Here is a 20536-nt window from a genome sequence, read left to right as displayed (position 1 = left end):
GGGGCGGGCCCTGTGAAGCTCTTTGCGCGGCGCCCGTCGGGGTTGCGGCCGGTCCCGCCTCTGAACGACCGATCGGCCGCGCGACCTCGTGACCCGGCAAAAGCCCGGGAAGCCCCCGGGGGGCGGATGCCGGCGCGGCGCGGGAGGATGCCGACCGGGCGCACCCCGGGCCTCCGGTCGAAGGCGCCGCCGCCGGGTTTGTTGAAAATGACCTTGGGTCACTTAGGATGGTGGCGGCGACAGCGACCGGGTGGCGAAAGACACGATGATTTCGAACGCGCAGGCGATGATCGTCGCGGCCCGCGCCGGCCTGACCCGCTCCACCGCCCTGTCCCGTTTCATGGGGCAATCGATCAGGGGACGGTTCGCTGCCCCGGATCGTCGATGCGAGGATCGCGAAATACCGGCTGGGGAGCGAAACACGGTGGTGCGTGATGCGAACAGGGTCCCGCCGCCTTCGGAGGACGAGGCGGGCGCGACCTGCGTCCTGTGCGGCCCGCGATCCAGGGAGCCGCACGGCCGCTCGGTTCGGCCCCGGGGCCTGCGCATCGTCGCGGCCGCGACGGCCGTCGTCCTGTTGTCCGGAATGACGCTGCTCCTGTCCCGCGACGATGCAGCGGTCTCGGTCGAGGCGCTGCTCGCGCAGGCCGGCCGGGGCCTGAGGGAGGCCGGCCTCGGGGTCGACGACGAGGCGGAGGGCGCCCGTCCCCTCGCCGGGGCTGAGGGGGAGGCGCAAGGACCCGACCTGGCGGCCCGGTCGCGCCGGCTCACCGCCGAGATGGAGGCGCTCGACCGCGCCGTGCGCCGGCGCCGGGACGAGCTCGATCTCGTCGGCGCCTCGGTCGCGCGGCTGCGGGACGCGGCGGAGGTGGATCAGGAGAACCGCCGCGCGGCCGAGGCGATCAGGGCCTCGGCCGATGCCGGCGCGGCGGAGGCCCGGGCGGGGATCGAGGCGGTGGTCCGGGAGATGGCGGCGCTGCGGGCGCAGGTCGCCGAGCAGCGCGAGGCGCTGGCCGCCGCCCGGATGGAGGCCGACGCGGCCCGCACCGCCCTGACCGCTCTCAGGGCCGAGATCGCCGAGCAGGCCGGCCGGATGGAAGCCGCCCGGGCCGAGGGCGAGGCGGGGATCCGGCTGGTCACCGACCGCCTCTCCGAACTCGGCCGGACCGCGCGGATCAACCGCGAGGCGATCGGCCGGATCACCGGGACCATCGGCAGCCTCCAGGCCCTGTCGTCGCGCGGCATCGAGGCCGCCCGCGACCCGCTTGTCCCGGAGCGGGTGTCCCTCGTCGGCGGCAGCGAGGCCGCGCGACCGCTCCCCGATCTCAAGACCCGGATCGCCGCCCTCAAGGTGGCGCTCGCCGAAACCCCGGATTCCGGCGTCGGGATCGCGCCCGCGGCTCCGTCCTGGACCGAGGCGGCGTTGCGGCCGGAGCAGTGGCGCACGATCCAGCACGCCCTGGCGCGATCCGGGCATTACGCCGGGATCCCCGACGGCCGGCCCGGGGCGGGGACCCGGGCGGCGATCGCGCGCTACCAGCGCGGGCTCGGCTCGGCCGCGACCGGCCGCCTCTCCCCGGCGCAGATCGCGCGGCTGCTCCCGCTCGCCCCGGAGGGGCAGCCGGTGGCGGTGCGGTAGGCCCACGGCGCGGCGACACCCGGAACGGGCGCGGTTCCGGGCGCGTCGCAGGCGGCTCACGCCACCTTGCGCGGCACCATCCGTTCGCTGGCGAGGGCCTCGCAGGCGCCCGACAGGCCGGCCTCGCCGTACTCGGCATCCTCGTTGACGTTCCACACGTCGTAGCGCCGCTCGCCCAGGATGATGTTTCGCGCCGTCAGCATGGCGGTCATCATCGCGTGGTCCTGGTTGTTGTACTTGTGCATGCCGTTGCGGCCGACGAGGTGGAGCGACGGATAGTTCCCCTCTAGGTCCCGGCGGATCGTCGCGACATGGGCGCGGTAGGCGTCGTCGTAGACCGGGTAGGCCTTGGGCTGGCGCACCACGCAGGCATCCACGACGCTGGAGGGATCGACGAGGCCGATCTGGCCGATCTCGCGGCGGGCGAGCGCGATCAGCTCGGAATCCGGCGCGTTCCACAGGCCGTCGCCCTCGAAGCAGAAATATTCGAGGCCGAGGCAGGTATAGGATTCGTCCGGCACCATCTCGGGCGACCAGGAGCGGAAGTTCTGCACCCGGCCGACCTTCACCGCCGGGTCGTGGACGTAGATCCAGTTGTCCGGAAAGCTGTCCTTGGCCTTCGCGATCAGCGCCACGGTGACGAAGTCACGGTAGTGTAAGGAACGCGCCTGGAAGGTGCTCAAGGGCGCCGGGCGGATCGCGCCGACGAGCTCGCGGATCGGCGCCGAGGAGACCACGTTGCGGGCCGTGAAGGTCTCGCGGCTGCCGTCCTCGCGCCGGGCGCTCACGGTCCAGAGCTTGGTGGCGGCGTCGTACGACAGGCCGTCGACCCGCCGGTCGAGCAGCACCCGGCCGCCATTCTCGCGGATCGCCGCGGCTGCGGCGTCCCACATCATGCCGGGGCCACGGCGGGGATAGCGGAACGACTCGATCAGGGTCTTGATGACGGCGCCGTCGCCGGAGGCCGCCGGCCGGTGCAGGCCGAGCGAGCGCTTGAGCCCGTCGCGGATCGCGGCGCCGAGGTCGAGCCCCTTGATGCGCTGCGCCGCCCAGTCGGCCGAGATGTCGTCGCAGGACATGCCCCACACCTTCTCGGTGTAGGTCTTGAAGAAGATCGAGAAGAGCCGCTCGCCGAACTGGTTGCGGACCCACTCGTGAAAACTCTTCGGCTCCTTGATCGGCCGGGCGCGGGCCCAGAGATAGGAGGCGACGCAAAGGCCGCTCTCCAGGATGCCGAGGTTGCGCAGGGCCTCGAAGGCCTTGAGCGGGTAGGCGTAGGTCTTGCCCTTGTAGTAGATCCGCGACAGGCGCGGCCGCTCGATGAAGTCGTCGGGCAGGATCTCGTTCCAGAGATCGACCACCTCCTTCGCCTTCGAGAAGAAGCGGTGGCCGCCGATGTCGAACAGGAATCCCTTGTACTCCACCGTGCGGCTGATGCCGCCGACCTGGACTGGGTCGCGCTCCAGCACCACGACGTCGCGGCCGGCCTTGGCCAGCATGTAGCCGGTGGTCAGGCCCGCCGGTCCCCCGCCGATCACCAGCGTCTCGGTGTGAAGGCTCATCGCTCGGGCAACTCCGGGGGCCGGCACGGCCGCTACGCGTGGAGACGGGTCTCGTTCTCCCCATGCTTTAGCGGCCGGATGGTAAAGAACCGCTCAACCGCGCCCGCTAACCGGGGGGTAAGGCCGGTATGCGACCCCGGTCCGACCGGATGTCCGAGGCTCGTCAGGGATCCCGCCATGCTCGCCGCCCCGCTGACCCAGGCCCGGCCCGGACCGGAGGCGGCCGAGCGCTCGCCGTTCGAGCGGCCGGCGGTGGTCTGGCTCATCGTGGCGGCGAGCGTCGCCGGCATCCTGTCCTGGCCCGACCTCGTGGCGGTCCTGCGCGATCTCCGCCTGCCCGACACCGACGACGCGATGCGGCTGGTGCAGGTGCGCGACCTTCTCGCCGGCCAGGGCTGGTTCGACCTCGCCCAGCATCGCCATGCCGGCGCGCCGCCGATGCACTGGTCGCGCTTCGTCGATCTGCCGATCGCCGCCCTGATCCTGCTGGTCCGGCCCTTCGCCGGGCCGGCCGCCGACGGGATCGTCGCGGTCGCCTGGCCGCTCCTGCTCCTCGGGCTCTACGCCGCGATCCTCCATCGCGGGGTGGCCCGCGCCTTCGGCTGGAGGCCTGCGGCCTTCGCGCTGTTCGCCGCCGGGCAGGCGGTGTTCGTCACCGGCATGTTCGCGCCCGGGCGCATCGACCATCACAACGTCCAGATCTGCGCGGTCCTGGCGCTGGCCCTCCGCCTCGCCCGGCCGGCCCCGACGACGAAGGACGGCGCGGCCGCGGGCGCGCTCGCGGCCTTCTCCCTCGCGGTCGGGCTCGAGGCGCTGCCCTTCATCGCCGCCGCCGGCCTCGTCCTCGCCGGCTCGTGGTGGCGCGACGGGCGCGCGGCCCTGGCGCCGTTCCGCGGCTTCGGCCTCGGCCTCGGTCTCGCCGCCCCGGCCCTGTTCCTCGCCCAGACCGGCTCGGCCCACTGGACCGTCACGGCGTGCGACGCCCTGTCGCCGCCCTGGCTCTGGCTCGGGGCGGCGGCGCTTGCGACGGCCTGCGGCGCCGGCCTCGTGGCCGGCGCTCGCGCGGCGCGGGCCGGGTTCCTCGTCGCCTGCGGCGCTGTCGCGGTCGGCGGGTTCGTCCTGCTGTTCCCGGCCTGCGCCGCCGGGCCGTTCACCGGCATGCCGGCCCTCGTCCACGACGAGTGGCTGGTGAAGGTGCGCGAGATGCGCCCGGTCTGGCAGCTCCTCGCCCTGGCCCCCGACGCGGTGCTGGCCGGCCACGTCCCGGTGCTGATCGGTGCGGTCGCGGCCAGCCTGTGGGCCTGGCGCGGCGGCGAGCCGGCGCAGCGGCGCCTGATGGCGGTGGCGGCCGGGGCGCTCTGGCTCGGCGTGGCGCTCGGGGTGCCGCAATTCCGCGGCCTCTACGTCGCCGGCGCCTTCGTGCCCTTGGTCGCCGGCCCGGTCCTCGACCGGGCGGTGGCGCTGCTGCGCGATCCCCGGGCGACCTCGCGCCGGCGGCTCGCCGCCATCGGGCTCGGGCTGGCGCTCTGCGGCAAGGTCTGGCTCCTCGTCGCCTCGGTGCCGCAGGCCTTCGCCAAGACCGAGACGGCCTTCGCGGCCGAGCACGCCGCCTGGCAGGAATGCGGCGCCCGCCGGTCGATCGCCGCCCTCGACGCCCTCGCGCCGGGGGTGATCCTGGCCGAGATCGACCTCGGCCCCAACCTCCTGCTGCACAGCCATCATTCCGTCGTGGCGGCGCCCTATCACCGGGCGCTGCCCGGCCTCGTCGCCTCGCTCGAAGGGTTTCGCGACCTCGACGCCCTGCCGCGAGTGGCCGCGCGGGCGGGGGCGGACTACATCGTCGCCTGCGCCCCGCCGGAGAAGCCCGGCGAGACGCCCAACGTCGCGGTCCGTCTCGGGCGCGGCGAGGTCACCCCGCCCGGGCTGGAGCCGGTCCCGGTGCGGGATACGCCCTTGCGGGTCTGGCGCCTCCGGCCGGCGCCCTGAGAGACACGTCGTGATCTGGCGTCCGGCTGCGCTCGTCCTGCTCGGCCTCTTCCTCGCGGTCCTGGCCGCCGGGGGGCTGGCGGTCGCCCGCGGCGAGGAGCCCGGCGGCATCGAGGAGGTGTGGATCGCGCTCTTCGGCCCGCCGGATCTCGGCCCGGTCGCCTTCGCGAACCTCGCCCGCACGCCGTCCCGGGTCGACGCGCTCGCCTGCGCCCCCGACATCTGCCCCCTGGCGCGGGCCGACGCGGTGCCGCCGGACTACGCCGTCCCGGGGGCGCGCCTGCGCGAGATCGTCAGAGGAGTCGCCGAGGACCAGCCGCGCACCGCCCTGGTCTTCACCGACCGCTGGGGCGAGCAGGACCGCTACGTCGCCCGCACGGCGTGGCTGCGCTGCCCCGACACGATCGCGGTCGAGATCGTCGGCCGGGGGGAGGGCCGCGCCAGCCTCGCGCTCTACATCCGCAGCCAGGCCGGCTGCCCGGTCCCGGCGACGAGCCGCGACCGGCTCGACACCTGGCTCGCCGCGATCGCGGCGGCGGCCGGCCTCGACTCGACGAAGGGGTGATGACCCGGATGCCGCGCGCCGCCCACCAGCACCTGCCGCCGACCGGCGTCCCGCCCCTGGCGGACCTGCCCGCCTCTCCCGACGTCGCGGTGATCGGCGCAGGCGCCGCCGGGATCGGCGCGGCGCGGCGGCTGCGCGCGCTGGGCCTGTCGGTCGCGGTGCTGGAGGCCCGGCCGCGGCTCGGCGGGCGCACCGTCACCACCGCCTTGCGCGGCCATCCGGTCGATCTCGGCGCGCACTGGCTCCATGCCGGGCCGATCAACCCGCTGGTGGCGCTCGGCCTCGCCCGCGGCGAGCCCCTGCGCCGGGCCGCCCAGGAGAGCCACCTCTGGGTCGGGCGCCGCCCGGGACGTCCGGCCGAGGAGGCCGCCTTCGGCCGCGCCTGGTCGGTCGCCGACCGGGCGATGACCGACGGCGCGCGCCTTCCCGGGGCGGATCGTCCGGCGTCCACCTCCCTGCCGCCGGGCCTCGGGCCCTGGGGCAAGCGGGTCTCCCTGGTGCACGGCCTCGTCTCGGGCCGGCCGCTCTCCGAGATCAGCCTGCACGACTTCCCGAGCATGGAGTACGGCGACAACTTCTTCATCGCCGGCGGCTACGGCGCCTACCTCGCCCGCCTCGCCGCCGGGCTGCCGGTGGCGCTCGGGACCCCGGTGACCGCCCTCGACTGGGCCGGGGAGGGGGTGAGCCTCGATCTCGGCGCCCGCGGCACCCTGCGGGCCCGGGCGGCTCTCGTCACTGCCCCCATGATGGTGCTGCAGGAGCCGGCCCCCGCGCTCCGCTTCGCTCCCGATCTGCCGGGCCCGGTACGCGCGGCGATCGAGGGGTTCGCCACCGGCATCTACGAGCACGTCGTGCTGCACTGGCCGTCCTCGCCGTTCCGCGGCCGCGACCGGCTGGCGAGCCTGATCGGCGGACGGTGCCAGCCGCCGGGCCTGCTGACGCGGGTCGACGGCACGCCGTTCCACTATTTCGAGCTCGACGTGCCGATGGCCGCGCGCCTCGACGCGGCCCGGGCCGGCGCCGATGGCGCGCGCCGGATGGTGCGCGAGAGCCTGGCCGAGCAGGTCGGCCGCGGGTCCTTGCGCGACCTCGCGGTGCCGGCGGTGACCGAGTGGCGCCACGATCCCTGGTCGCGCGGCTCCTGGGCGGTGGTGCCGCCCGGTCATACCGGCGCCCGCGACCTCCTCAAGGAGGCGGTGGGCGAGCGGATCTGGTTTGCCGGCGAGGCCCTGTCGCGGGAGCAATGGGGCACCGCGGGCGGCGCCTTCGCGGAGGGCGAGCGGGCGGCCGACGCGATCGCCGGAGCGCTCGGCCGATCCATGCTTTGATCCAGTTGGGTTTTCCGCGCTCCGTGCCTACATTCCTCCTATGCTGACCCGCATCCTCACCGTTCTCGTGCTCCTCGGCCTGTCCTGCGCCGCCGAGGTCCACGCCCAGCCCATGACCCGCAACGTGCTCAAGGGCACCTGCGACAAGCTCGTCATCGCCGGGAAGGACGTCACCTCGACCTGCGGCGACAGCCTCGCGAACATGGTCCAGGGCCGGCGCACCTCGTTCGACTTCACCTCCAGCGACGGCACCACGATCAGCTTCAGCGGCACCGGCATGCCGCAGGACCGCCAGGAGGAGGTCGGCGTCGACGCGCTCCAGCCGGTCAGCGCCGTGATCCTGACCGTGAAGGGCAGCGACGGCGGTATCACCCGCGACACGCTGATGACCGTCGGCTCCTGCCGGTTCCCCGCTTCCCCGCCCGGCCGCTCGGTCGTCGCCTGCTCGGCCGACACCCAGCGCGGCCATTTCGAGGGGACCTTCACGACGGTGAGCGACGGGACTGGCAAGGATACCGCGCCCAAGGAGACAGGTGCGAAGGAGCCTGGGGCGAAGTAGGACGCGCCGGCTTCACCTGATCTCGATCCTGCGACGAGGGGCGAGCTGTCCGGCGCTGCCGGGCGGCGACCGCCGTTCATTGGCGGGCCGCAGCGCATGCCCTGCCGTGCTCGGCCGGCGAAGCCACGCCCTCGACCGTGTCGCGATGCCCGATCGGCGCCACCCGGAGCCGTCGGTCTGTGGATCATCCCTACCGTCACGGTACACGACCCTGGCCGGGAACCGTGCAGCCAGGCTTCATGACCCATTGCAAACCAACCCCTTTTCCGGACGACTGAAGCGAAGCGGAAGGAGATCCGGAATCCAGCACGAAAAGCCGCGAAGCGTCTCATTGTCTGCGACGGTGCAACAGGTTGAGCCGCTTCGCGGCATGTCCTCTGCTGGATCCCGGATCTCCTTCCGCTGACGCTCCAGTGGTCCGGGAATGGGGGGTGGAACGCCCGCGTGGTGGCCTCCACTTTCCTCAATGTCGTGTACCGTGCCCTACCGTAACGGAGCCGGCCCTACCGCCCTGCAGGTCTTGCACTCCGTAGGCTTTGCCGCAAGGACAAATGAGTCCTGCTGTCTCGGCCGTGTGATCTCTCCCGATCTAACGATATTGCAAATGCTCGGCGAATTTCTTATGTCATCAAAGTGAGGCATTTCGTTGCTAAAGCCTCTTTCCGAAAGACGTCGGGCAAAAGCAACGTTATTTAGGGGTCAGGATTGCGCATGAAAGATAATTTTATGTAATTTTTACTTTTTGGGATATTTTTTGTGGGGATATAGGTCTAAAAATATCACATTACGCCATAAACAGATAAATATTGAATAACGTATAACAGCATGTTAATAAGATGTTTGTTCAATCGCGGCTCTTTTGCTCGGTAATTTGCTGCAGGCTGTTTAATTATTTATGTATATGTAACTAAATTGCAACATATCCTGAAGTTATTGCCGGCCGCTGGCTGAACGCGTGACCAAGGGTTTCATAGGCCGGACATTCGCGGGGCTCAAACCGCGGCGATGATCGCGGCACCGCTTATCCTCGACGAAAGGCCGTACAGGCCATTCGCATGACACGGCGCGTGACCGGACCAGACATGCGAATCGACGAGATCTGTTTCGTCCCCCGGTGTCTCTGTCCACTCCACGCGTGCCGAACCTTCCCGAAGACCTGCAATCCCGAACCAGGGAGCGTCCCATGTTGCGCGCATCGAGGTGGCTCGTGAGTTGTCTGTTTCTCGGCCTGGCCGGCCAAGCCTCGGCCGCCGGGCTCGACCACTGGCCGAAGGAGGCGGCGCAGCAGCTCGATACGATGATCGCCGCGAACGCGAACAAGGGCGCGTACGCCGTCTTCGACATGGACAATACCAGCTATCGGTACGACCTGACCGAGGCGCTGCTGCCCTTCCTGGAGATGAAGGGCGTCCTCACGCGCGACACCCTCGATCCGTCGCTGAAGCTGATCCCGTTCAAGGACAAGGGTGATTACAAGGAAAGTCTCTACAGCTACTATAACCGGCTGTGCGAGATCGACGACATGGTGTGTTACCCATGGATCGCGCAGTCCTTCTCCGGTCTCACCCTCGAGAGGCTGAAGGGTTACGTCGACGAGATGATGGCGTCCGGAAAGGCCATCCCGACGACCTACTACGAGGGCGACACGATCAAGACGATCGAGGTGCAGCCGCCCAGGATCTTCACCGGCATCAAGGAGCTGTACGCCAAGCTGCGCGAGAACGGGATCGCGGTCTATGTCGTGAGTGCGGCGCATGAAGAGATCGTGCGCATGGTCGCGTCCGACCCGCGCTACGGCTACAACGTCAAGCCCGAGAACATCATCGGCGTGACGACGCTGCTCAAGAACCGGAAGACCGGCGAGTTGACGACGGCACGCAAGCAGATCGCGGCCGGCCACTACGACGAGAAGGCCAACTTGTCCCTCGAAGTCACGCCCTACCTGTGGACCCCGGCAACCTGGTACGCCGGCAAGTACGCGGCGATCATGACCTATATCGACCCGTGGAAGAAGGCGGTCCTGGTCGCCGGCGACACGCCGGTGAGCGACGGGCCGATGCTGTTCCACGATGTCGACGTGCCGAAGGGCGGTGTCCGGGTCTGGGTCGATCGCAAGGCGAAGTACCGCAGCCAGATCGAGGAGATGAAGAAGACCAGCGCGACCGCCCAGGCCGCGAACGGTCTTCCCCTCACCGCCGACAAGAACTGGATCGTCGTGAAGCCCGAGGACATCCAGTAGAGCGCCCGTGAAGCCGCCGGGATCCCCGGCGGCTTCCCCTCATGGTCCGTCGCCGTTACCGCCGCGGCCCCCGATCGAGCCCAGCCTTGCGCAGGGCGTCCGCCAGCGCGCCGCCGCCCGCCGGCTCCTCCCGGCGGCCTTGCGGCCGCGGGGCGTCGCGTCGGGGCGCGTCGCGGTGCTGGCCGCCCTGTTCCCGCGGCGGGCGGGCGCCGACCTCGTCGTCGAGGCGCAGGGTGAGCGAGATGCGCTTGCGCGGCACATCCACCTCCAGCACCTTCGCCCGCACCACGTCGCCGGGCTTCACCACCGCGCGGGGGTCCTTCACGAAGGTCTTGGACAGGGCCGAGATGTGGACGAGCCCGTCCTGGTGCACGCCGATATCCACGAAGGCGCCGAAGGCCGCGACGTTGGTCACCACGCCCTCCAGCACCATGCCGGGCTTCAGGTCGCCGATCTTCTCGACGCCCTCCTGGAAGGTCGCGGTCTTGAAGGTCGGGCGCGGGTCGCGGCCGGGTTTCTCGAGTTCCGCGATGATGTCGGTGACGGTGGGCAGGCCGAACGTCTCGTCGGTGAAGGTTTTGGGGTTCAGGCCCTTCAGCACCGCGCCGTTGCCGATCACCGCCTTGATGTCGCTCTTCGTCGCCTGGAGGATGCGGCGCACCACCGGATAGGCCTCCGGGTGGACGCCCGAAGCGTCGAGCGGGTCGTCGCCGTCCTGGATCCGCAGGAAGCCCGCCGACAATTCGAATGCCTTCGGCCCCAGCCCCGCGACCTTCTTCAGGCTGGATCGGCTGCGGAACGGCCCGTTGCTGTCGCGGTGGCTGACGATGTTCTGCGCCACCCGCTCGGTCAGGCCCGAGACCCGCGCCAGCAGAGGCCCGGAGGCGGTGTTCACGTCGACCCCGACGCCGTTCACGCAATCCTCCACCACCGCGTCGAGGGAGCGCGACAGCTTTCCTTCCGCGAGATCGTGCTGGTACTGGCCGACGCCGATCGCCTTCGGCTCGATCTTCACCAGTTCCGCCAGCGGATCCTGGAGACGCCGGGCGATCGAGACCGCGCCGCGCAAGGACACGTCGAGCCCCGGCAATTCCGCGCTGGCATAGGCCGACGCCGAATAGACTGAGGCGCCGGCCTCCGACACCATCACCTTGGTGAGTTTCAGCTCCGGCTGCTTGGCGATCAGCTCGGCGGCGAGCTTGTCGGTCTCCCGCGAGGCGGTGCCGTTGCCGATCGCCACCAGCTCGACCTTATGGGCGCGGCAGAGCTTGGCGAGCGCCATCAGCGACCCGGTCCAGTCGCGCCGGGGCTCGTGCGGGTAGATCGTGTCGGTCGCCACCACCTTGCCGGTCGCGTCCACCACCGCGACCTTCACGCCGGTGCGGTAGCCCGGATCGAGGCCGAGGGTCGGTCGGGCGCCGGCGGGTGCGGCGAGCAGCAGGTCGCGCAGGTTGCCGGCGAAGACCCGCACGCCTTCCGTTTCCGCCGCGTCCCACAGGCGGGCGCGCAGGTCGAGCTCGATCGAGAGCTTCAGCTTGGTGCGCCAGGCGAAGCGTACCGCCTCCATCAGCCAGCGGTCGCCCGGCCGGCCGCGGTCCTGGATGCCGGCCGAGAGGGCGATGCGGCCGTCGTACAGGCTCTGGGCGTCCACGCCCTCGGGCGCCTCGTCGAGGCGCAGGTCCAGCACCTCCTCCTTCTCGCCCCGGAACAGCGCCAGCACCCGGTGGGAGGGGAGGCGGGTCAGGGGCTCGGAGAAGTCGAAATAGTCGGAGAACTTGGCGCCTTCCTGCGCCTTGCCGTCCCGCATCCGGGAGACGAGGCGCCCGCGGGTCCAGAACGCTTCGCGCAGCTGCCCCACCAGTTCGGCATTCTCGGCGAAGCGCTCGACCAGGATCGAGCGGGCGCCCTCCAGCGCCGCCTCCGGCGTCGCCACGCCCTTGGCCTCGTCCACGAACGGGGCGGCGGCCTGGAGAGGCACCTGGTCGGGCCGGGCGAGCAGCGCCTCGGCCAGGGGCCCGAGGCCGGCCTCGCGGGCGATCTGCGCCTTGGTGCGGCGCTTGGGCTTGAACGGCAGGTAGAGGTCTTCCAGCCGCGCCTTGGTGTCGGCGGCGAGGATCTGGCCCTTCAGCGCGTCGTCGAGCTTGCCCTGGGACCCCACGCTCTCGAGGATCGCGGCGCGGCGCGCCTCCAGCTCGCGCAGATAGCGCAGGCGCTCCTCCAGGGTGCGCAGCTGCGCATCGTCGAGGGTGCCGGTCACCTCCTTGCGGTAGCGGGCGATGAACGGCACCGTCGAGCCGCCATCGAGCAGGTCCACCGCCGCCTTGACCTGCCATTCCTGCGCGCCGAGTTCGGTGGCGATGCGCTGGGTGATGCTGGACATGACGACTCCGCGATTCCGGGGCGACGGGGAGGCGTGTCCTTAGAAGGGTTGGGGGCGAGTGGGAAGGGTGGGCGAGATCGGGGTCGGTCGGCCCGGATGCCTGATGCGTCCGCCGCCCGAGGCCGGGCAGGTTCTGAGACGGCATCAGGCGGCGAACTTGCGTCCGCCGCCCGATGTCATGGCCTAGAAATCGAGCGCGCGATGAGGACGGTCCCTCAGCGCACCCCGCCCGCCGGCAGCACCCCGGTCGGGGCCGGGACGCGGCGCATCCGCTCGCGGTGGGCGGTGTAGAGGCCGCTGCCGCAGATCACCAGGACGCCGAGGCCCATCCAGGCGGTCGGCACGGTGCCGAAGAACAGGAAGCCGAGGAGGCCGGCCCAGATGATCTGGCTGTAGGAGAACGGCACCAGGGTCGAGGCCGGGGCATGTCGGTAGGCGATGGTGACGATCCAGTGCCCGGCGGTCGAGATGAAGCCGATGGCGGCGCCGATCGCGACCTGGTTGAGGTTCGGGGTCTCCCACACGAAGGGCACGAGGGCCGACAGGATCACGAAGCCGACGATCGCCGACCAGGTCATGGTGGTCTGGGGGGCGTCGTAGCCGTTGATCTTGCGGGTGACGACGAGGGCGGCGGCCCAGAACAGGGCGGAGACGATGGGCAGCAGGGCCGCGGCCTGGAAGGCGCTGGTGCCCGGCCGGACGATGATCAGCACGCCGAGCAGGCCGACGAAGGCGGCGGCCCAGCGCCGGGCACCAACCTTCTCGCCCAGAACCGGGATCGACAGGGCGGTGACGAAGATCGGGGAGACGAAGGCGATGGCGGTGGTCTCCGCCACCGGCAGGACCCGCAGGCCCGCCAGAAAGAGCAGCGACGAGCCGACCAGGGCGACGCCGCGCACCACCTGAAGGCCGGGCCGGGCGCTGCGGAACGGCGTGGCGCCGCGCTTGAGCTGCGCCCGCACCACGGCCGCCGCCAGCATCACGGCGAGGAAGCCGACATAGCGCAGCCACGCCACCTCGATCCCCGAGAGCTGCCCGGTGAGGTACTTCGCCGTGGCGTCGGAGCTGGACAGGAAGACGGTGGAGATCACCACCAGCACGATGCCGCGCAGCGGCTGGTCGCCGAGCAGGGCCGGCATGGCCGGACGGGCGGAGGGGGCGGCGACGGGGAGTGTCAGGGTGGCCACGGGTGTCACGGCGGGTGTCGACGAGGGGCCTCATCTCTAGCACCGCCCCGTCCGGCCAAGCCGTGCCGATTGCGCGCCGCCGCCATGCTGCCGGATCAGCCCTAGTTAAGGCGTGCTTTACCCGATCGTGTCGCGGGAGCGGCGACTTGCGACATCGCCGCCATCATCCCGCCGCAAGCGTTACGGGTGTATCCTGAAAGACTCGTGAACGGATTTCGTCTTTGTGGGAACAAGGTCCGGCATTGCGTGTTGTTTCGCCCGCGCAGGGTTAAGGACCCTGCGCGGGCGAGGTCGGTCAGCAGCAGCGGAAGCCGCCGCGGCCGCCGACGCCGTAGCGGGCGTTCTGGCGCTCGCGGAAGAACTCCGTCGCGGTCATCGGCTGCTGGTCGGGGTGGGTCTTGCGGATATGGGCGACGTAGGTGTCGTAGTTGCCCTGTCCGACCATCAGGCGTGCCCCGTCGCAGACGCAGCGCGTCAGGGTGGCCCAGCGATCCCGTAAGGTCTCGGCGCCCATCGGCCTTACTCCGCCGCCGCCGGCATCGCCCGCGGATCCGCCTCGACGGCAGTCCAGCGGTCGGCCCGGTAGGCCTTGAGGCAGGCCTGCACGCCGAAGGCGATGATCGCCACCACGACGCCGACGAAGACCAGCGCCAGCACCGCGTCGATGCGGTCGTTGAGGATGATCTGGCGCATCTGGTCGGCGGTCTTGGCCGGGGCCAGCACCTTGCCCTCGGCGAGCGCGGTCGCGTAGCGCTCGGCATGGGCCAGGAAGCCCACCCGTGGATCGGCGGAAAAGACCTTCTGGAGGCCGGCGGTGAGCGTGCAGGCGACGAGCCAGAGCGTCGGCACGATGGTGACGAGGGCGTAGCGCTCCCGCTTCATCTTGAAGATGACGACGGTGCAGAGGGTGAGCGCGATGGCCGCCAGCATCTGGTTCGAGATGCCGAAGAGCGGCCACAGGGTGTTCACGCCGCCGAGCGGATCGGTCACGCCCTGGTAGAGGAAGAAGCCCCAGGCCGCGACGCACAGGCCCGTCGCCACGATGCTCGGACCCCAGGACGAGGTGTCCTTGAAGGCCGGCACCGCCACGCCGATCAGGTCCTGGAGCATGAAGCGCCCGGCCCGGGTGCCGGCATCGACGGCGGTGAGGATGAACAGCGCCTCGAACAGGATGGCGAAATGGTACCAGAACGCCATCATCGCCTTGCCGCCGACGACGTTCGAGATGATGTGGGCCATGCCGACCGCGAGCGTCGGCGCGCCGCCGGCCCGCGAGATCACCGTGTGCTCGCCGACATCCGCGGCGGTCTGCTTGATGGTCTCGGCCGAGATCGGGAAGCCCATGGCGGTGACCGCCGCGGAGGCGCTCTCCGGCGTGGTGCCGACGACCGCCGCCGGGGAGTTCATGGTGAAGTAGACGCCCGGATCGATCACGGTGGCGGCGACGAGCGCCATCACGGCGACGAACGACTCCATCAGCATGCCCCCATAGCCGATGAAGCGGGCATTGACCTCGTTGTCGATCAGCTTCGGCGTCGTGCCCGACGAGATCAGGCTGTGGAACCCCGAGACCGCGCCGCAGGCGATGGTGATGAACAGGAACGGGAACAGCGAGCCCGACCAGACCGGCCCGGTGCCGTCGACGAACTTTGTCACCGCGGGCATCTGGAGGTGGGGCGCCAGCACCAGGATGCCGAGCGCGAGGCCGACGATTGTGCCGATCTTGAGGAAGGTCGAGAGGTAGTCGCGCGGGGCGAGCAGCAGCCAGACCGGCAGGATCGAGGCGACGAAGCCGTAGCCGATCAGCATCCAGCACAGCTGGGTGCCGGTGAAGGTGAACATGGCAGCCAGCGTCGGGTCGGCGGCGACGGTCTGCCCGTAGAGGATCGCGGCCATCAGCAGCACGAAGCCGAGGATCGAGACCTCGCCGATGCGGCCCGGGCGGATCCAGCGCGAATAGACGCCCATCAGGAGCGCGATCGGGATCGTCGCCATCACCGTGAAGGTGCCCCAGGGGCTCTCGGCCAGCGCCTTGACGACGATGAGCGCGAGCACCGCCAGGATGATGACCATGATCAGGAAGGCGCCGAACAGGGCGACGATGCCGGGGATGGTGCCGAGTTCGGCGCGGATCAGCTCGCCCAGCGAACGGCCGTCGCGGCGCATCGAGACGAACAGCACCATGAAGTCCTGCACGGCGCCGGCGAGCACCACGCCGGCGAGGATCCAGAGCAGGCCCGGCAGGTAGCCCATCTGCGCGGCCAGCACCGGGCCGACCAGCGGGCCGGCGCCCGCGATCGCCGCGAAATGGTGGCCGAACAGGACGTACTTGTCGGTCGGGACGTAATCGAGCCCGTCATTGTGCCGGACCGCCGGGGTCTGGCGGGTCGGGTCGAGCCGCATGATGCGGTCGGCGATGTAGAGCGAGTAGTAGCGGTAGGCGATCAGGTAGACCGAGACCGCCGCGACGACGATCCAGAGGGCGTTGATGCTCTCGCCGCGCTGCGTCGCCACCACGGCGAGGGCGGTGGCCCCGAGCGCGCCCACGAGGGCCCAGGGTCCGTGCTTCCGGACGGCAGTCATGGGGTGTTCCTCCCGGCTGTGCCGCCGGGCTGAAAAACAGGCTTCGGCGGCGTCCTTCGACTTTCGGGTAAAGGAAACCTTGTGCACTGCCAATGCGGCCGCCGGGCAGGGCGCCCGCGCCGTGATGAGACTTTCGTCGTAGGGATTCGGGTCGGCGGATGCGGGTCCGGCGGTCGCCGTTCGACGCGATGCCGTCGGTTTCACCCGGGTTTCGGCCCGGAGATGCGGCCGGCAGCCGGTGTGCCCGACCGACACTGTTGGCGCCCACCTGGTCACTCCGGGCTCCGCGACGCGGCCCCCGAATGACGCGATGCGTATAAACCCCGTATAGACCGATCGAACAGGCGATCAGTTCGACGGCAGGGTCGACATGATGTTGTCGTAGTCGAGATTCGCCGTCTCGATGACGATCTGGGTCCGGCTGATCACCCCGAGCTTGCGCAGGATCTCGGAGACGTGGGCCTTGACGGTGGAATCGCCGACGCCGAGCTCGTGGGCGATCTGCTTGTTGAGCTTGCCCTGGCGGATCATCAGCAGCACCCGTACCTGCTGCGGGGTCAGTTCGGCGATGCGCTCGGCGATCGGCGGCTTGCCGGTCTTGCGGCCGGGGGCCTCGGCGGGACCGGACAGGCCCTCGGGCACGAAGATCGCGCCGTTGAGCACGTCGGTGATGGCGCGGATCAGCACCGGCTTGCCGGCGGCCTTGGGCACGAAGCCGGCGGCGCCGTGCGACAGCGCCTCGCGCACGATGCGCGGATCGTCGAGGCCCGAGACGACCAGCACCGGGATGCGCGGGAAGCGGGTGCGGATCGCGATCAGCCCGTCGAAGCCGTTGACCCCCTGCATGGTGAGGTCGAGCAGGGTGAGGTCGATCGACCGGCCGCGGGACAGGGCCGCGCACGCGCTCTCGATGCCGTCGGCCTCCTCGACCTCGGCGGCCGGGAAGGCGAGGCGGACGGCGCTGCTCAGCGCGTCGCGAAACAGCGGGTGATCGTCCACGATGATCAGGTGCATGTCCGCCCCTTCCGCGACGGGCGTCGGCGCCCCGTCCGGCCGTGGAAGGGATACCTCAGGGGCCCGGCCGGTCAATCCCACCATCGCAGCGGATCATCCTCTCGCAGGCGCGCCGCGGTCTGGCGCGCACTCGTAGATGCGGTGCAACATTGTTGCCGCATCCGTAAGTCGAGATAAGAGTTACCATCCGCCCACGGGAGCAGCCACCGTGCTTTGGTAGGGAGGTATGGCGAAGAACCGGATCACTGCACCTTGGTCCTATGGTGGCTGACGGCGGCCCGGTCCTATCCTCGGGCAACCTCGGCGGCGCAAGGACATCCTCACCGCGGAGTGGGCGGGACGGAGCGGGGCATCTGGCGGCCGCGTCGCGTGGGGCGGCGCGACCGCCGATCGCGGGGGCGATCGCCCTTGCCGTTCCCGACGCGCAGGCGCGGCCGCCGCACCGGCCGCGCCTGTGCACCCGGCGAGGCCCCGAATACGGGACCTCCCCACGGACGAGCTTCCGGTGAGCTTGCCGAAATGGCACGTGGAACCTGTCCGCCGGTGTGATTTCCTTAAGGGAAACTCCGCAAGGCCGGCGGCCGCCGTTGCCAGCCGTCCCTCCGCGCCGCATACTGGAGCGAAGCCAGGCGGAGCGGGCGAGGACGGGAGGGGACCCTTGGCGCGGGGAAGTTCTGCGCGGACAGTGTCGGGCCCGGTGCCGGGTCAGGACACGCGCACGCGGTCGCATCGCTGTGGCATTCAGACCGCCTGGACCGACGCGGTCGGGGCCGAGGCTGCCGTTGCGGCGGTCGCCGCCTCCCTCGACGTCAGCCGCATCGCCCATCTGGTGATCTTCTTCTCGCCGGTCTACGGCGTCGCCGCCCTCAATGCGGCCCTCGCCCTGGCCTTTCCGGGCGTGCGGATCGCCGGCTGCACCTCCTCGGGCGAGATCAGCCCGATGGCCGGGCTCGACCGGGGCCTGGTGGTGATCGCCTTCCCGCATGACGGGTTCCGCATCGCCTCCGCGGTACTGGAGGAGGTCGACAATCTCGACGCCGAGCGCGCCGCATCCTCGATCAGGGCCCTGCGGGCCGATCTCGAGCGGATCTCCCGCGGCGGGCAGCGCTTCGCCATCTCGCTCATCGACGGGCTCGCCAATGCCGAGGAATCGGTGATCGCCGCCGTCGGCTACGGCCTCGACGGGGTGCCCCTGGTCGGCGGTTCGGCCGGGGACGAGCTGACCTTCTCCGAGACCGCGCTGATTCATGACGGCCAGGTGCATCGCCGGGCCGCGGTGCTGCTGCTGATCGAGACCGACTTCCCGGTCGAGATCTTCAAGAACGACAATTTCGAGCCGACCGGCGTCAAGTTCGTGGTCACCGAGACCGACCAGGAGCAGCGCACCGTGCGCGAACTCAACGCCGAGCCGGCGGCGGTCGAGTATGCCAACGCGCTCGGCCTCGACCCCGACGCCCTGACGCCGACGAGCTTTGCCGCCCATCCCCTCGTGGTGCGGGTCGGCGGCGACTATTTCTGCCGCTCGATCCGCCATCTCAACCCGGACCGCTCGCTCAGCTTCCATTGCGCCATCGAGAGCGGCGTGGTGCTGACGCTCGCGCGGCAGAAGGATCTCGTCGAGGCCACGCGAGAGGAGCTCGCCCGGCTCGACGCGCGGCTCGGCGGGGTCGACCTGGTGATCGGCTTCGAATGCGTGCTGCGCCGCCTCGACGCCGAGATTCACCAGGCGCGTCACAGCATCGCCGAGCTTTACCGGCACTACAACGTCGTCGGCTTCGAGACCTACGGCGAGCAGTACCGCTCGATGCACCTGAACCAGACTTTTACGGGCATCGCCATCGGCCGGCCGGCGAGCCCGTGACCCGCGACGACGTACCTTCCCGCCCGGCCGCGGAGGCCGAGGCGGAGGCCGTGTCCCTCCGCGCCCGTGTGGCCAAGCTCGAGCGCATCAACGCCGCGCTGATGTCCCAGGTCGAGCGCCGGATGGACCAGCGCGGCAGCGCCTACTCGTTGTTCCAGACCGCCATCACCCTCGAGGGCCAGGTCCGCACCCGCACCGAGGAGCTGACCGCGCTGATGCGCAGCCTCGAGCGCTCGAACCAGGCGCTCACCGCCGCCAAGGAGGAGGCCGAGCGCGCCAACAGCTCGAAGACCCGCTTTCTCACCGCCGCGAGCCACGACCTGCTCCAGCCGCTCAACGCCGCGCGGCTGTCGCTGTCGGCGCTGGCCGACATGCCGGTGGGGCCGGAGGCCCGTGGCATCGTCGGCCAGGTCGAGCGCGGTCTCCAGACCATCGAGGACCTGATCAAGACGCTCCTCGACATCTCCAAGCTCGATGCCGGCCTGATCCAGCCGGTGGTGCGCCCGGTCCTGGTGGCCGACGTGCTGGAGAGCCTGGAGGCGAGCTTCGGGCCGCTCGCCGCCCGCAAGGGCCTGCGCTTCTCGGTGCGCGGCGGGCGGACCTGGGTGAAGAGCGACCTCGTGCTGCTCCAGCGCATCCTGCAGAATCTGGCCTCGAACGCGATCCGCTACACCGCGGCCGGCGGCGTGCTGGTGGCGGCGAGGAAGCGCGGCGACGCGGTGCGCATCGACGTGGTCGATTCGGGCTCCGGCATCCCGGAGAGCGATCAGGAGCTGATCTTCGAGGAATTCCACCGCGGCGGGCGCGAGAGCGTCGACGGCGAGATCGCGCTGGGCCTCGGCCTGTCGATCGTGCGCCGCTCGGCCCAGGCGCTCGGCCACGGGCTGAGCCTCGAATCCCGGGTCGGGCACGGCTCGCGCTTCAGCCTCTACCTCACCCCGTGTGCCGCGGAACCGCCGCGGCCCGCCCCCTCGCTGGTGCCGCCGACGAGCCTCACCGGCGCCCGCATCGCGCTCATCGAGAACGACAAGCCGGCGCTCGAGGCCCTGGCGCGGCTCTTCCACGGCTGGGACGCCAACGCCTTCGCGGCCCGCGACCACCTGAGCCTGGTGCGGCTCCTCGGCACGACCTGGAGCCCCGACGTCGTCGTCGCCGACTTCCACCTCGACGGCGGCGCCTGCGGCCTCGACACCGTGGCCTGGCTGCGCTCGGTCCACGGCCACGACATCCCGGCGGTCATCACCACCGCCGACCACTCGGCGGAGGTCGAGGCGCGGGTCCGGGCGGCCCGCTGCGAGCTGGTCTACAAGCCGTTGAAGCCGGCTCAGTTGCGGGCGCTCCTCGCCCACCTGCTCAGCCGCGCCTGAACCGCGCATCCCCCAGGGAAAACGTTTCTGAAAGATGTCTGTCTCCATCCGTTGCCGTCTCGAACGGTCGGCGATTGGCGGCGTATGTCCGATCATAGGCCTGACGGACTATATCGGTTTGTGTCTATTACATTTCTAGCGCGATTTTTCGGCGAATGGTCTAAGCATAACGAGAAATAGACGGTTGCGCCCGGGCAACATACTGCATGAACACGAGTTCGGTGCCGCAGAAGTGGGTTATTTGTCCGCTGACATGTGGCACCTCT

Annotated in this window: 14 protein-coding genes; 8 read left to right on the top strand and 6 right to left on the bottom strand. The window is 70.5% G+C overall.

Annotation, left to right across the window (positions count from 1 at the left end):
- Nucleotides 1-586 precede the first annotated feature (586 nt).
- Complete coding sequence (locus miv_RS30065) at nucleotides 587-1639, top strand: peptidoglycan-binding domain-containing protein (RefSeq protein ID WP_207180671.1); 1053 nt, start codon at nucleotides 587-589, stop codon at nucleotides 1637-1639.
- Nucleotides 1640-1695: 56 nt separating this feature from the next.
- Here the strand turns inward: miv_RS30065 and miv_RS30060 are convergent, their stop codons facing one another.
- On the bottom strand, nucleotides 1696-3201 hold the full coding sequence (locus tag miv_RS30060; RefSeq protein WP_207180663.1) for an NAD(P)/FAD-dependent oxidoreductase: 1506 nt from the start codon (nucleotides 3199-3201) through the stop codon (nucleotides 1696-1698).
- A gap of 177 nt (nucleotides 3202-3378) precedes the next feature.
- Here miv_RS30060 and miv_RS30055 point away from each other — a divergent pair, with 177 nt between their 5' ends.
- The 5 genes from miv_RS30055 (at nucleotide 3379) to miv_RS30035 (ending at nucleotide 9878) form a co-directional block, all read left to right on the top strand.
- The gene (locus miv_RS30055) at nucleotides 3379-5187 is read left to right on the top strand and encodes a hypothetical protein (RefSeq protein WP_207180661.1); all 1809 of its coding nucleotides are present in this window, start codon (nucleotides 3379-3381) and stop codon (nucleotides 5185-5187) included.
- Between the two features lie 10 nt (nucleotides 5188-5197).
- Nucleotides 5198-5752: a hypothetical protein gene (locus miv_RS30050; RefSeq protein WP_207180659.1), complete on the top strand. Its 555-nt coding sequence runs from the start codon at nucleotides 5198-5200 to the stop codon at nucleotides 5750-5752.
- An 8-nt stretch (nucleotides 5753-5760) separates the two neighbouring features.
- Nucleotides 5761-7080: a flavin monoamine oxidase family protein gene (locus tag miv_RS30045; protein ID WP_425312997.1), complete on the top strand. Its 1320-nt coding sequence runs from the start codon at nucleotides 5761-5763 to the stop codon at nucleotides 7078-7080.
- 40 nt (nucleotides 7081-7120) lie between these two features.
- On the top strand, nucleotides 7121-7639 hold the full coding sequence (locus miv_RS30040) for a hypothetical protein (protein ID WP_179945805.1): 519 nt from the start codon (nucleotides 7121-7123) through the stop codon (nucleotides 7637-7639).
- Between the two features lie 1207 nt (nucleotides 7640-8846).
- Nucleotides 8847-9878 carry an HAD family hydrolase gene (locus miv_RS30035; protein WP_280529460.1) on the top strand — a complete coding sequence of 344 codons (1032 nt, stop codon included), beginning with the start codon at nucleotides 8847-8849 and terminating at the stop codon, nucleotides 9876-9878.
- Between the two features lie 55 nt (nucleotides 9879-9933).
- Here the strand turns inward: miv_RS30035 and miv_RS30030 are convergent, their stop codons facing one another.
- The 5 genes from miv_RS30030 to miv_RS30010 form a co-directional block, all read right to left on the bottom strand.
- Entirely contained in the window at nucleotides 9934-12258 is a 2325-nt protein-coding gene (locus tag miv_RS30030; protein ID WP_207180655.1) for a Tex family protein, read from the bottom strand.
- 215 nt (nucleotides 12259-12473) lie between these two features.
- Nucleotides 12474-13445: a DMT family transporter gene (locus tag miv_RS30025; protein WP_048428753.1), complete on the bottom strand. Its 972-nt coding sequence runs from the start codon at nucleotides 13443-13445 to the stop codon at nucleotides 12474-12476.
- A gap of 295 nt (nucleotides 13446-13740) precedes the next feature.
- Nucleotides 13741-13959: a YbdD/YjiX family protein gene (locus miv_RS30020; protein WP_048428752.1), complete on the bottom strand. Its 219-nt coding sequence runs from the start codon at nucleotides 13957-13959 to the stop codon at nucleotides 13741-13743.
- A gap of 5 nt (nucleotides 13960-13964) precedes the next feature.
- On the bottom strand, nucleotides 13965-16028 hold the full coding sequence (locus miv_RS30015) for a carbon starvation CstA family protein (RefSeq protein ID WP_207180654.1): 2064 nt from the start codon (nucleotides 16026-16028) through the stop codon (nucleotides 13965-13967).
- Nucleotides 16029-16376: 348 nt separating this feature from the next.
- On the bottom strand, nucleotides 16377-17042 hold the full coding sequence (locus tag miv_RS30010) for a response regulator (RefSeq protein WP_089504122.1): 666 nt from the start codon (nucleotides 17040-17042) through the stop codon (nucleotides 16377-16379).
- A 697-nt stretch (nucleotides 17043-17739) separates the two neighbouring features.
- Between miv_RS30010 and miv_RS30005 the strand changes: the two genes are divergently transcribed.
- Nucleotides 17740-18903 (top strand): FIST N-terminal domain-containing protein, encoded by a 1164-nt coding sequence (locus miv_RS30005; protein ID WP_207180653.1) that lies wholly within the window; start codon nucleotides 17740-17742, stop codon nucleotides 18901-18903.
- Nucleotides 18900-20270, top strand: a complete 1371-nt coding sequence (locus miv_RS30000; RefSeq protein WP_425312950.1) for an ATP-binding response regulator — start codon at nucleotides 18900-18902, stop codon at nucleotides 20268-20270. Before miv_RS30005 ends, miv_RS30000 begins: the two co-directional genes overlap by 4 nt.
- The last annotated feature ends 266 nt before the right edge of the window (nucleotides 20271-20536 follow it).

This window comes from Methylobacterium indicum (assembly GCF_017347565.1).
Taxonomy (GTDB): Bacteria; Pseudomonadota; Alphaproteobacteria; order Rhizobiales; family Beijerinckiaceae; genus Methylobacterium; species Methylobacterium indicum.
Note: the sequence above shows the minus strand (reverse complement) of the source record. Positions and strands in the feature narration are given on the sequence as shown.